The 13,312-nt window shown below is 51.6% G+C and carries 13 protein-coding genes; 5 read left to right on the forward strand and 8 right to left on the reverse strand.

Annotation, left to right across the window (positions count from 1 at the left end; genetic code table 11):
• On the forward strand, positions 1-867 hold the full coding sequence (gene repA / locus JQN59_RS25640) for a plasmid replication initiator RepA (protein WP_087879578.1): 867 nt from the start codon (positions 1-3) through the stop codon (positions 865-867).
• 1,431 nt (positions 868-2,298) lie between these two features.
• Here the strand turns inward: repA and JQN59_RS25645 are convergent.
• From JQN59_RS25645 to JQN59_RS25670, 6 genes are all read right to left on the reverse strand, one after another.
• Positions 2,299-2,583, reverse strand: a complete 285-nt coding sequence (locus tag JQN59_RS25645) for a hypothetical protein (RefSeq protein ID WP_053389728.1) — start codon at positions 2,581-2,583, stop codon at positions 2,299-2,301.
• A 324-nt stretch (positions 2,584-2,907) separates the two neighbouring features.
• Positions 2,908-3,354 carry a thermonuclease family protein gene (locus tag JQN59_RS25650; RefSeq protein WP_238784824.1) on the reverse strand — a complete coding sequence of 149 codons (447 nt, stop codon included), beginning with the start codon at positions 3,352-3,354 and terminating at the stop codon, positions 2,908-2,910.
• Positions 3,355-3,535: 181 nt separating this feature from the next.
• Entirely contained in the window at positions 3,536-4,396 is an 861-nt protein-coding gene (locus JQN59_RS25655; protein WP_000027057.1) for a broad-spectrum class A beta-lactamase TEM-1, read from the reverse strand.
• An 820-nt stretch (positions 4,397-5,216) separates the two neighbouring features.
• Positions 5,217-6,587, reverse strand: coding sequence for an IS1182-like element ISCfr1 family transposase (locus tag JQN59_RS25660; RefSeq protein ID WP_000971921.1), 1,371 nt, complete (start codon positions 6,585-6,587; stop codon positions 5,217-5,219).
• A gap of 114 nt (positions 6,588-6,701) precedes the next feature.
• Positions 6,702-7,838, reverse strand: coding sequence for a DUF3883 domain-containing protein (locus JQN59_RS25665; RefSeq protein ID WP_000080861.1), 1,137 nt, complete (start codon positions 7,836-7,838; stop codon positions 6,702-6,704).
• Positions 7,839-7,888: 50 nt separating this feature from the next.
• Complete coding sequence (locus JQN59_RS25670) at positions 7,889-8,116, reverse strand: hypothetical protein (RefSeq protein ID WP_000248278.1); 228 nt, start codon at positions 8,114-8,116, stop codon at positions 7,889-7,891.
• A gap of 23 nt (positions 8,117-8,139) precedes the next feature.
• Here JQN59_RS25670 and JQN59_RS25675 point away from each other — a divergent pair, with 23 nt between their 5' ends.
• Entirely contained in the window at positions 8,140-8,331 is a 192-nt protein-coding gene (locus JQN59_RS25675) for a hypothetical protein (RefSeq protein ID WP_000951934.1), read from the forward strand.
• Between the two features lie 481 nt (positions 8,332-8,812).
• On the opposite strand, the gene JQN59_RS25680 is transcribed toward JQN59_RS25675, so the two are convergent.
• Both JQN59_RS25680 and aac(3)-IId read right to left on the reverse strand, forming a co-directional pair.
• A complete protein-coding gene (locus tag JQN59_RS25680; RefSeq protein ID WP_000587837.1) occupies positions 8,813-9,355 on the reverse strand; it encodes an AAA family ATPase in 543 nt (180 codons plus the stop codon).
• 12 nt (positions 9,356-9,367) lie between these two features.
• Entirely contained in the window at positions 9,368-10,228 is an 861-nt protein-coding gene (gene aac(3)-IId / locus JQN59_RS25685) for an aminoglycoside N-acetyltransferase AAC(3)-IId (protein WP_000557454.1), read from the reverse strand.
• 232 nt (positions 10,229-10,460) lie between these two features.
• On the opposite strand from aac(3)-IId, the gene JQN59_RS25690 reads away from it, so the two are divergent.
• The 3 genes from JQN59_RS25690 (at position 10,461) to JQN59_RS25700 (ending at position 13,311) form a co-directional block, all read left to right on the forward strand.
• Entirely contained in the window at positions 10,461-11,165 is a 705-nt protein-coding gene (locus JQN59_RS25690; protein ID WP_001067855.1) for an IS6-like element IS26 family transposase, read from the forward strand.
• A 141-nt stretch (positions 11,166-11,306) separates the two neighbouring features.
• The gene (locus tag JQN59_RS25695) at positions 11,307-11,747 is read left to right on the forward strand and encodes a GNAT family N-acetyltransferase (protein ID WP_099531297.1); all 441 of its coding nucleotides are present in this window, start codon (positions 11,307-11,309) and stop codon (positions 11,745-11,747) included.
• Between the two features lie 607 nt (positions 11,748-12,354).
• Complete coding sequence (locus JQN59_RS25700) at positions 12,355-13,311, forward strand: IS110 family transposase (RefSeq protein WP_099531301.1); 957 nt, start codon at positions 12,355-12,357, stop codon at positions 13,309-13,311.
• Position 13,312 lies beyond the last annotated feature (1 nt).

The following is a 13,312-nucleotide window of genomic DNA, read 5'->3' on the forward strand; positions in this document are numbered from 1 at the left end:
GTGAGTAAGCAGAATTCTGAAGCTACTACACTTTACCGCCAGGTAAAAAATCCGAATCCAGTGTTCATTCCTGAAAAGGGAAAGAAAACTCTGCCATTCTGTGAAAAAATTCGCGAGAAAGCTGTTGGCTTCACTCAGCGTGCAGAGTTTCAGGCTCTGGTTGCTATGCTGATCGCCCGTGGTGAGCGCAAAAAGCGCCCTCCAGTGTTGCGCATACGGGCTCTGGAAGCAGCTGTTCAGGCAATGTGCCATTATTTTAATCCCCTGGCTAATCGCGTTGGTTCATCGCTTACTACCATGAGCATTCGCTGCGGGCTGGCCACGGAAAAAAAACGTCTGTCGATCACCCGCCTGACGGGGGCTCTGAAGTTTCTCGCTCAGCTCAATCTCATTACCTATAACACCGAATACGACAAAGAAATTGGCTGCAATATCCCCACAGACATAACTTTCACGCCTCTGATGTGGCAGGTACTGGGGGTGTCTGAGGAAGCCGTTGCTGCAGCCCGTCGCAGCCGTATCGAGTGGGAGAACAAGCAGCGTGAGAAGAAAGGGCTACCCCGCGCCGGTGCTGATGAACTTATCAGTGCGGCCTGGTCATTCGTGCGTGAACGCTTCCGACAGTATCATAAGTCACGTTATGAACACGGCATGAAACGGCACAGGGCGCGTAAGGATGCTCCCCGAACGCGTAAAGAGATTGAGCAACTGGTTCGTCTGCAGCTCCAGAAAGAAATCAGTAAGGGCCGCTTCTTCGGTACTCTTGATTCGGTGCGCGACGAGATAGAACGTCGGGTCACTGAGCGAATGAAGCTCTCGCGTGGCCATTATGCTCGACTCGGTGATGCCTTGCTCGTCACAACTTAACGCCTGCTAATACACAATCTATATGACCTGGTGCCCTGGTGCCGGTATACGCCTGCCTGCTTTCCAGCTTGTATTGCCGTTTTCACCTATTCGAGTCCCTGTTTTATGTCTCTGAATGACAAACTCGTCCGGTAGCTCTCAGAGTGAATAAACTTAAACAAAATCCGACCTTTGTTGGTCACACATTTCTGTGACCGATCGCCCAATGTTTCGCCGCTTTTCGTTGTTCTTCTACTTATCCACACAAACTACAAGAGGGTATTGCTTCAATCCACTGGAAGGATATCGTTCAAACCACTAAATGGTTTTTTTACAAACTACGATGATCCTTTTAAACACCCGATCTTCTTTCTTTTAAACTTCAGTTATTACTTACTTTTAAAAATAAAACCTATTCAGCACCTGTCCTGTGGACATGTGTATAACGCCCGCCCTTGCAGCGGACGCTGTCCGCGCCGGTTCGGTTCAGGCGCTTTGCGCCTTAAAGTAGCTCCCGCCAAAAATGGCGGGCAGGGTGCAAAACTTTATAAACTGCCAACATCTGGTAACTGACCTTCCAAATCTTCAACTCCTCACACAAACTCACCACTGAAAAGCGCCGCCACCCGGCCCAAAGGGCCGGAAGACATCGCTTTTAATGATGGATGTTGTAACTAGATTCTGAGCCGCTTTAATTTATACTGTCGACAGGTCCAGGATAACACGCCCGTAAGCGGTCCTAACGGCCCGCTAACGCGGAGATACGCCCCGACTGCGGCTAAGCCTTGTCGTGACCACTCCGACGGCGCACATAGCTTTCTGTACAGCCTGTTTGCGGATTATGGCTTAACAGGGGGAAGGGATGGATTGGTGGAACCTATCAGAACTGTAACCGGCTACGCCGGGCAACGGCGCCACTCACTTTCAGTGTAATATTTAACATCTGTTGGCGCCTTTATGCCGCCACGCGGCATAATTATTCTCCGTTTATACCGGTAGCCGCTGGAACTGCCGAAATTTCCGTTGAGCATAAATTTTAGCGTTCGACAGCATGTGTACAAAAGACCTCGTCAACAAGACAACAAAGTAATAGCTGTTTGTAGCGTAAATATTCAGGGGTGATATTTATGGGTTAGTGTTTTTTACGGGACAACTACAGTAATATGTGATACCGATGCAGTGGATATTATTAACGGTATCGACTATGTATCAAATAGCTGGATAAAAGTAATAGTTGAATAAGGTATCAATACCCGTAATCTTACGTTCAAACCACCAAAATGGGGGGTATCATGTGCAAACTAAACAAAGTTCCTCTCAGAGTACTGGATGATGAGGAAAAGAACTACGCGCTGAACGAGGGAAAGTTTGGGATAGGGTTTTGAGGGAGTACAACGTGTGGCATAGCTCAGGTGGCGAACAAGCGTCCGCCATCCCTAAAAGGTATGGGCTTCAGATGGATTGTTTTCTCGAATTCTTATACTTTGTAAAAATAACTTTGTTGAAAACAATATTAATAACCCAGCAGATAAGCACTCCTAAAAAAGCTGCACCATAGATGCGTTGGTTCGGATCTGTAATCCAGTTTAATGGCCACACCGCATCAATTTGCGAATTATTATTTGACACAATTAGTTGAATTTCAGATAAACATGCGTAAGAAAAGGAAAACGTTATTACATACAGGACTGCAAAATAAAATGGTTTAGGAAAGGTTCTGTCACTCTTCTTATTCATTTTAGAACTCCTGAGGAAATTGTTAATGATATATATTTAATTAGACTTGTTTCTACTGCACATATATAAATTTATAGGTTATGTTCTGATATGTCCATTAGTTTTAACTTAAGTGCATTTTATTTCCGTCAATATATATCTGCGTGTTGCTATGTATAACAGGAAAAGAAAGGAGAAGGACGCGCACTGGCACTGGCAGTCAAATCGGCCGCCTGGCATCGTGAGAACTCGTAGCACAGGATGCAGGCATTTTCACACAGGCACAGGTAATCGGTTTCCCCTGCTGTCGGCAACGTTCGGATTCAGGGCGTCATTGAGAGAGCCTTATCCCTGATGTTGCTTCCGCCAACGCCAGGGTTCTGTCTGGTCGGGGGCTGACCAGAGTCCGATTGCCAGACGTCTGGCTTCGTCTTCGAGGGCAGCGTAGTCAGGTTTGATGGGTTTTCCGTGATATCGGTACGCCCAGGCCAGTCCCTTACGGATCTGTTCGGCATTCACGTCCTTAGCGTCAAGCCACACCGTACCCAATAGCCGTCCATAACGATCCGTATCTCCTCCCGTGACGGTTACGGTTCGCTGCGCCACCATCGATGAAAGAGCCTGACGGGAGCGCTGGCCAAAGGGCTGGCTCTTTTCGGGTGCATCAATGCCGGCCAGACGAACACGGGTCACTCTGTTCCCTGTTTCAAGAATCTCAACGGTATCTCCATCCAGCACGCGCACAACCCTGCCGCTGACATCCGCGCTGGCAGAAAACGTCAGAACGATCATAACTATTGAACATAACAGGCGGATCATGCATATAGGGGTCTGACGCTCAGTGGAACGAAAACTCACGTTAAGGGATTTTGGTCATGAGATTATCAAAAAGGATCTTCACCTAGATCCTTTTAAATTAAAAATGAAGTTTTAAATCAATCTAAAGTATATATGAGTAAACTTGGTCTGACAGTTACCAATGCTTAATCAGTGAGGCACCTATCTCAGCGATCTGTCTATTTCGTTCATCCATAGTTGCCTGACTCCCCGTCGTGTAGATAACTACGATACGGGAGGGCTTACCATCTGGCCCCAGTGCTGCAATGATACCGCGAGACCCACGCTCACCGGCTCCAGATTTATCAGCAATAAACCAGCCAGCCGGAAGGGCCGAGCGCAGAAGTGGTCCTGCAACTTTATCCGCCTCCATCCAGTCTATTAATTGTTGCCGGGAAGCTAGAGTAAGTAGTTCGCCAGTTAATAGTTTGCGCAACGTTGTTGCCATTGCTGCAGGCATCGTGGTGTCACGCTCGTCGTTTGGTATGGCTTCATTCAGCTCCGGTTCCCAACGATCAAGGCGAGTTACATGATCCCCCATGTTGTGCAAAAAAGCGGTTAGCTCCTTCGGTCCTCCGATCGTTGTCAGAAGTAAGTTGGCAGCAGTGTTATCACTCATGGTTATGGCAGCACTGCATAATTCTCTTACTGTCATGCCATCCGTAAGATGCTTTTCTGTGACTGGTGAGTACTCAACCAAGTCATTCTGAGAATAGTGTATGCGGCGACCGAGTTGCTCTTGCCCGGCGTCAACACGGGATAATACCGCACCACATAGCAGAACTTTAAAAGTGCTCATCATTGGAAAACGTTCTTCGGGGCGAAAACTCTCAAGGATCTTACCGCTGTTGAGATCCAGTTCGATGTAACCCACTCGTGCACCCAACTGATCTTCAGCATCTTTTACTTTCACCAGCGTTTCTGGGTGAGCAAAAACAGGAAGGCAAAATGCCGCAAAAAAGGGAATAAGGGCGACACGAAAATGTTGAATACTCATACTCTTCCTTTTTCAATATTATTGAAGCATTTACCAGGGTTATTGTCTCATGAGCGGATACATATTTGAATGTATTTAGAAAAATAAACAAATAGGGGTTCCGCGCACATTTCCCCGAAAAGTGCCACCTGACGTCTAAGAAACCATTATTATCATGACATTAACCTATAAAAATAGGCGTATCACGAGGCCTGTGGGAGGAAAATAAAGTGTCATCCTAACTACAGGACCCTGCAACGTAGCAATTCCTGCAAAAATCCATTTAAAACAATGACTTATTTCAATTCTGCCATCTGCAAGCGTTTTGTGGGGATGGAGGCCGGAATCATTAAAGTATCATCCTAATTTTCGCTCAACCTTGGAAAATGCTGAGAATCGTAAAAATAAAGTTTCATCCTTTCCGCTACTAGTTCAAGGCTTTCTTCCGGCCGCCGGCAACAACGCTGCTTGGCTGAGGCGATCCACTTGCGCTACCGCTCACTGATCAGATCGAACTTGAACTCGACGAGCAGCCAACCATCAGGCCGAGCGTGATCGCCAAAAAAAACGGATCATGCGAAATCCTTCGTTGAGTTTGGCGCGGGTTTTAGCAAATCAGCTGGCCCGCGATCCGGTTGAGAGTGATCCGAAGCGGTCCTTGACGACCGGCACAAATCGGCCGATTCTGTTGAAAAAGTAGCTTTAGCGGCAGCCTGCCGATCAGGTGTGCCTGCTGTCGAAGTGGCTGCAAGCCACTTCAAGTTGCCTTCCGGCGTTTCACTGAGCGTCCTTGCTCAGGTTTAAGGGTTAATTTGAGGGTTTCTGCTCGTAGCAGGCATACCTATCCCGTCAGCGGTGGCCCTTGAGGCAAAAGCTTGGCCATGCGGCGCAGGTTCTGCACCATCGCAGCCAAGGTGAATTCGTCAGTGGCACCCGTTAGGCCACGCAGTCGTAAACGGTCGAGTTTCATGATCCGTTTGAGGTGGGCGAAAAGCATCTCCACCTTCTTTCGTTCGCAGCGAGAGACGAGGTACTCCGGTGTCTTGGCGATGCGTCGAGCCACGTCGCGGGCAGCCTCATGGATGCTGCGGACGATCTTCCGATTCGGCGTGTTGGGGCAGCATTTCGCTTTCAACGGGCAGGTGGCGCAGTCGGTTTGGCTGGAGCGGTAAATGACGGTTTTGGCCTTAGTTACCCGCGACCTTTGCTGGGTGAAGGCGCGCCATTCACTGCGTAGCGGTTTGCCGGCTGGGCAGCGATATTCATTGGCGTCCTGACTCCAGTGAAAGTCGTTACTGGAGAGGCTGTCGTCCTTGCGCTCGGTCTTGTCCCACACCGGCACATGCGGTTCGATGTCCTTTTCTTCGACCATCCAGGCCAGCATCGGGGCGGTGCCATAAGCGGTATCGCCGATAAGGCGTTCCGGTGTGAGATCGAACTGCGCCTCGACACGCTCGACCATCGTCCTAGTCGAATCGACTTCGGCGGTACGGTGCGCCGGGGTAGCTTCCACGTCCATGATCACACCGTGCTCAGTGTCGATCAGGTAATTCGTGGAGTAGGCAAAAAAGGCCGGGCCACCTGGCGCTGCTGTCCAACGGGACTGAGGATCAGTGAGCGAAATTTTCTTGGGAAGAGCCTCAGCCAGCGCCTCTTCATCAAGGGCTTCGAGGTACTCGCGCACTGCGCGGCTGCTGAGCTTTGGATCGTTCCAATCGACCTCATCTCCCGCCACCCCACGTTGCCGGCTGGCATCCGCCTTAATGATGCTGGCGTCGACGGCGAAACCTTCACCCTTGACTAGGCCGGCTGCCATGCAGCGCCGCAGCACCTCATTGAATAACCAGCGGAATAGATCGCTGTCACGAAAACGCCCATGGCGATTCTTCGAGAAGGTCGAGTGATTGGGGACTTCGTCTTCCAGACCCAACCGGCAGAACCAGCGATAGGCCAGGTTCAGGTGCACCTCTTCGCACAATCGCCGCTCGGAACGAATGCCATAGCAGTAGCCGACGACCAGCATGCGCACCATCAACTCCGGGTCAATCGAGGGACGCCCGATGGGGCTATAGAAATCTGCCAGGTAGGCACGTAGATCACTGAGATCCAAGCACTGGTCGATGCTGCGCAGGAGATGTTGGGCCGGGACGTGATCTTCCAGATTGAACGAGTAGAACAGGCGCTGCTGTCCTCCCGGTAACTGTCCCATCATGCTGTTCGCCCCCACGCTCGCTGACAAAGCAATTTTGCCAACGGCATGGGGAGGCCGCTACTTTTTCAACAGAATCGGCCGCACACAGCCATTCGGCTCAACAGAACCCTGCCTTTACCCCACCAAACTCCGGAAACTCGCCCGGTAGTCCGTCGGCTTGAGATGCACATGTTGGCTGAGGTCGCCGGGTAGCGTGAACAGGCGCGGACCGTCCCGAAACTGGAACACGCGATACAGATGGAATTGATCGCCCGCCTCCTTGGAGAATTCGAGTTCGTTGTGGCTGACCAAGAAAGACGAGCCTACCCCGCCATTGGTGGTTTTCACCTCGATGAAGCGCTCATGGGCGTCCTCTTCGAACGACAGGATGTCGAACCCCGCACCGTCTCCCTGGGTGTCGGACACCCAATCCAGCCGCTGAAAAAGCTCTGGGTGGCCGAGCTCGGTCAGGCGTTGCTGTTCGTAGCCAATCACCCACTGCTCCCCTGCCCGGCCCAGCTTGCGGTTGGCTTCATCGCGAGCGGCATAATCGAACTTTCGCGGTAGGCGTTGCCGTAGAGATGCCGGGGTACGCACAAGCACTTCACGGGCGGGTGGTTCTACCAAAGCCGCTCGGTAGGTTTTGTCACCCGGAAGTTTTACCTCCTCCAGGGCATCGACAAGAGCGCCGACCGTCTGCTGATGTTCCAGAACGTAGGCGTGTACGGATTTACGCAGCAGCAGTTGGCTGTTGCCGCGTGGCTTGTAGCCGTTGATATAGGGCAGGCCCAGGGCATCGAGTACGGCGCTAATGTTCTGGTGCTTGAGCTCGACTGAAGACTTGCTGCGACCGTTCAGCAGTTGGCGCAGTGCCTGGTTGTGCTCGGACTTGTGGTACGGCTCCCCAGCCGCCTCGGCACGCAGCATGTCGAAATAGTCTTCGACCGTGGCCAGGACCTCTTCTTCGGACCAGTCTTCGCCGATGCGAATGATGCGAAACCCGAGCCGCGTCAGCGCCGGAACGACGGTCGTCTCGCCACCGGAGAAGCTGTCAGCAGTGAGCGGGCCCTGCTCGGGAAATTGCTTGCCGAAGGCCACACCGGCGATGGCCTTGGAATCGCAATCGGTGCCGGTCTTCGGATCACGTACCAGGAAGTCGCGGGACTTGCCGTAGCCGTGGCGCGCCAGGAATTTCGTGCGGCCCAGTTGCACGAACTCATCGATGGCAGCCTGCACGGCGGCGGGGCTTCGAAGCTGGGAGAGTTGAGACACAGGGTCCTTCCTTACTGTCATGGTGTGCCGGGAACCGCCGAGCCACGAGATTATGAGTAGCCCCTGAACAGAAACGTCACGATAAAAGCCGTGAACGCCACCAGGCCCATTAAATCCCTTGCGTATTTGCAGCCCGTGCTGTCCAAACCTGTACCAGGTCCGATCAACACGCTCCAACCATTGAGGTACGAAAACACCGCCTGACCGAACAAAAAATGCGTGATAGCCGCCGCAGCCATGACGCCGGAATCGTCAGACAGGCTGTAGCTGTTGACCATTGCCCTGTACGCCTGCATCTGAAATGGCTATTGCCCTGATGGGAGCCGGCTTTTCAGCCACCGACACCAGCGATGCCGTCAATATTCTTTACCCGATAACCATGACCGTACAAGCTAACAAGGCCTGGCAAGCCAGCGGACTTAAAAAGTCTTTTTTTCTACCATCCCACAAAAAAGTTCGTGGTGGAGAAAAGATAAGCTATGCAAGGCTTTAGGAGACGTGGTTTTTCAGGATGACGAAGAACGATTCGGCGCTAGGTGCAACATAGGTGCATCGCACGAGCGCTAGGAACGGCGAAAAAAGGCGGACGTGGCGAAATCGGTAGACGCAGCAGACTTTAAAATTGGAGTGCCCGCGGGGAAATCCGCGGAGTAGAACCGCTCAAAGTCGGGGAACGCTAACGGGCAATACCCTAAGCCAATCCCGAGCCAAGCCCCTTCGGGGGAAGGTGTAGAGACTGGACGGGCGGCGCCTAAAGCCTTCGGGCAATGGCGAAGGGACAGTCCAGACCACGAACGTCATCAGACGGCGGCGAAAGTCGAGGTGGTACGAAAATCTGCTTCTCTGTGAGAGTACGGGTTCGAGTCCCGTCGTCCGCACCACAAAGCCAAACATCCCTGCGATGATCGACCTCTGGGCGTTTGGTCGTGAGCCCGCCACCCTCGCGCTACGCTTTGCGCAGGCGTCGAAGGCGATCAGGTGCGCCCATCGATTCCGTCGAGCACCATCGCTGCGAGTTCATCGCTGGTGTGTGCACCACTATCGAGAACACGGGTTGTGCATGGAAGCCGTTCCCTTGCGGCCAAGCATCGGGCGACATTCGCTAATCGCCACTCTCGAATCTCCGCATTTCGATTCGGGTCAGGATGCATGGTCTGGTTCGCGATCCGGTGACGCAATAGGTCCTCGTTGAGCGTCAGAAAGATGTGCAGCAGCTGATCGTCGATCCGCCTTACCCCGTCGAGTATCTCAGTCAGATAGTCCGGGTGCACGAGCGTCATTGGGATGATGATGTCCTGCGAGTAATTCCTTCGAATCTCCCTGACCGCCGCGATCGTAAGTCCCCTCCACAAGGGGAGATCCTGATAGTCTCCGCTCGCTGGCATGGGGACCGTTTCTTTCACCACGAACCCGATTTCCTCGGGGTCAAAGATCAGCGATTTGGAACGCCGATCGCGCAGCCGCTTAGCGAGCGTCGTCTTTCCGGCGCCGAAAGGTCCGTTGATCCAGATTATCATTGTCGACGGCCTCTAACCTGAAGGCTCGCAAGAGCGCTCGACGGCCTCGTGCGGAGGCACGATCGGAGTGGTTCCGAAATGCTTCTCAAGATAGGTGACGCCGAACGTCACGATGTCCTGCGCGTCGAACAGGTAGCACTGAGCAAAGCCCACGACACCTTCTCGATGGCGACCGAGCTTCACGTAAGCATTTGCTATAGTTTCAACCGCATCCGGCTTTCCTTCGATAGCAAAGCAATCGAGAATGCCGTTTGAATCGTAATCCGATGCCGTTTTCCAGGCGACTTCACCGTCTCTTCCAAGCATCGGCATCTCATACGTCACCCACCGTTTGTTGGGGATATCGGCAACCGCCTCGGCGTAGTGCAATGCGGTAACGGAGTTTAGCGGCGCACCCAACAGCAGGGCCTTCCCGCCAAGGCGAACGAACCGCTCGACGGGCGATCCTTCCCCCAAGGCGTGACCGAGTTCGTGAGGCTCCGTCAGCGTTTCAGCCAGCGGACCAACCGCGACCATCGATGCATCGGGGTGCGCGCTGCGCCGCGCGCCGGGGGCTTGAACCAGAAATTGATTCAGCAGGCCGAACCCACGGTAAGTCCCGGCTGTTGCGGGATCGAACGGCAGCCAGGTACGGCGGGCTTCGTCATCCAGCCGAGCGCCATTCAGAGTCTCCTCGTAGGGTGATCGGTCCCACGACGCGTATCCCATCACAGTGCCAGTCGGCCCAACCGCGGAGCGTAACGCGGCAACGACCGTCTCCGCTCCTCCTTCGACCGGACCAATCGCTTTAAGTGAGGCATGCACCATCAAGAGGTCACCGGTTTGGACTCCGAGTTTTTGAAGCGCCTCCGTTATTGCCTTCCGCGTATGCATCGCGATATCTCCTCTAAACTGCAAAACACTATACGGGGTCTGACGCTCAGTGGAACGAAAACTCACGTTAAGGGATTTTGGTCATGAGATTATCAAAAAGGATCTTCACCTAGATCCTTTTAAATTAAAAATGAAGTTTTAAATCAATCTAAAGTATATATGAGTAAACGGCACTGTTGCAAATAGTCGGTGGTGATAAACTTATCATCCCCTTTTGCTGATGGAGCTGCACATGAACCCATTCAAAGGCCGGCATTTTCAGCGTGACATCATTCTGTGGGCCGTACGCTGGTACTGCAAATACGGCATCAGTTACCGTGAGCTGCAGGAGATGCTGGCTGAACGCGGAGTGAATGTCGATCACTCCACGATTTACCGCTGGGTTCAGCGTTATGCGCCTGAAATGGAAAAACGGCTGCGCTGGTACTGGCGTAACCCTTCCGATCTTTGCCCGTGGCACATGGATGAAACCTACGTGAAGGTCAATGGCCGCTGGGCGTATCTGTACCGGGCCGTCGACAGCCGGGGCCGCACTGTCGATTTTTATCTCTCCTCCCGTCGTAACAGCAAAGCTGCATACCGGTTTCTGGGTAAAATCCTCAACAACGTGAAGAAGTGGCAGATCCCGCGATTCATCAACACGGATAAAGCGCCCGCCTATGGTCGCGCGCTTGCTCTGCTCAAACGCGAAGGCCGGTGCCCGTCTGACGTTGAACACCGACAGATTAAGTACCGGAACAACGTGATTGAATGCGATCATGGCAAACTGAAACGGATAATCGGCGCCACGCTGGGATTTAAATCCATGAAGACGGCTTACGCCACCATCAAAGGTATTGAGGTGATGCGTGCACTACGCAAAGGCCAGGCCTCAGCATTTTATTATGGTGATCCCCTGGGCGAAATGCGCCTGGTAAGCAGAGTTTTTGAAATGTAAGGCCTTTGAATAAGACAAAAGGCTGCCTCATCGCTAACTTTGCAACAGTGCCAGAACGTCTGTGTTGAGCGACGATCTGTCCTAGCAACTTTAGCGAAATTTGGATATTTTTACTCAACTCTTCTGCAGAAGGTAATGGCAATGATCTTAATTAGGGCACCCGAATTAAAAGATATACCGTCTTTAAACAAACTTTTTTTACAATTGGGCTATCAGACAGATGCTGAACGCTTAAAACAACATATTAATCAGATGAATACCAATCTTAGTATCCTAGTTGCTGAATCAGAAAAGGAACTCTACGGGGTTATTGTGGTGAATTTTATCACGCCTGTTCATGAAGACGGCTTATGGGCATTAATTTCAGCTCTGGTCATAGATGAATCGTCGCGAGGGGCGGGAATCGGTCGGAAACTTCTCATCGCCTCTGAGCGACTCGCCCTTGATAAGGGATGTTCTCAGATTGAGCTTTCAAGCAGTGAAAGAAGAGTCAGAGCGCATAAGTTTTATGAAAGCAACGGTTATAAGGAAGTGAGAAAACGTCTTGTTAAACTCCTCGCTAACATGCCCATTGCTAACTAATTCCCCATCAGTTTTGCAACGTCCGCTGCTGGCACGGTGCGGACAGAAAACCAGGTCATAAGGTCCGCTTTGAGCGAAGTATAGTCATTCGCACCCTGAGAATTACACTTTTAAGTGATTCAGGGTATGCGCTTACTGGTTACGAATATTGAGCGAGAATCACGTGATGATCGCTGCTTTTCTTTCGAGCCAGTGGGTGTTCCACGTTCGCTAACGAATACTCAGGGCATGCAGATAAACTGCTGGCTATATTTCTTTCGAAGAGCGTGGAATGCATACCAATCCCCGATAAAAAGGAGTTGGTGATGACTGCGACTAATCAATTTGCTGCGCATGTTGGTCTGGACTGGGCAGATAAAAAGCACGATGTCTGTGTTCAGTTTAAAAACGGTGAATGTACATTCCAAGTGATTGCCCATACGCTCCTCCTTGTATCTCGAAAGTGGATTACTATGAACTGGCTTAGATTTGGCAAGGTGTGTGTAGTCCGATTCCTCCCGGGGTTATTGAAGCCCGTAGCATAGCGATTGACGCACAGGCTGAGCCGTTCATCTGAAGCCCGAACAGTTGTCCGAACTTCAAATCGTATTTGCAAGGAGGGGTATAGATGAGCGTGTCAAATCAACGTTGTGCAGGCATAGATGTTTCAAAAGGTACTCTGGATATTGCAATCAGCAATATTGCCAGCCAGCTCGCTGTACCAAATGGAACTGACGGGTTTACTCAAATTATCGGAGAATTAAAGAGAAATGAGACAAGATTGATCCTCATGGAAGCAACAGGAGGGCTGGAGTCAGGTGTGGCTTGTTATCTTCAATCAGAAGGCTTTGACGTTGTCGTCATTAACCCCCGTCAGGCTCGAGATTTTGCCCGTGCAATGGGCTATCTGGCGAAGACTGATCGTATAGATGCCAGAGTATTGCTTCAGATGTCGGAAGTTATTAACCAGCACCCGGAGCGGGAAAAATACATTAGTCCCTTGCCTGATGCCCACAGGCAGATTCTGGCTGCGATGGTGGTCAGACGCAGACAGCTTACAGCCGAACGAAACCGATTACATCCCTCGCATCCTCTGAGCCATGCAAGCATTAGATCAATTATTTCGGCTCTAAAGGGCGAGTTGGCGCGTATTGAAAGTGAAATGGCGATTCACATCAAGGAGCATTTCTGTGAATTATCCGAGCTTCTGAACGCAGTTAAAGGCATTGGAACTGCGACAGTCGCCGTGCTACTGGCAGAAGTTCCGGAACTTGGCTCACTGTCACGACGAGAAATTAGCGCCCTTATTGGGGTTGCTCCAGTAAACAGGGATTCCGGTACGATGCGCGGTCGCCGAACAGTATTCGGAGGGCGAGCTTCAGTCCGTACAGCGCTCTATATGTCAGCCCTGGTTGGGACGAGGCACAACCCGATAATTAAAGAGTTCTATACACGCCTGGTTGCCGCAGGAAAACCCAAAAAAGTTGCACTGACAGCCTGCATCAGAAAATTGTTGACCATCCTGAACGCAATGCTGAAAAGGAATGAAGTATGGGATCCAATGTATCACCAACATGCTTCGTAAA

It is taken from the genome of Citrobacter sp. B72 (assembly GCF_016894305.1).
Lineage (GTDB): Bacteria > Pseudomonadota > Gammaproteobacteria > Enterobacterales > Enterobacteriaceae > Citrobacter > Citrobacter portucalensis.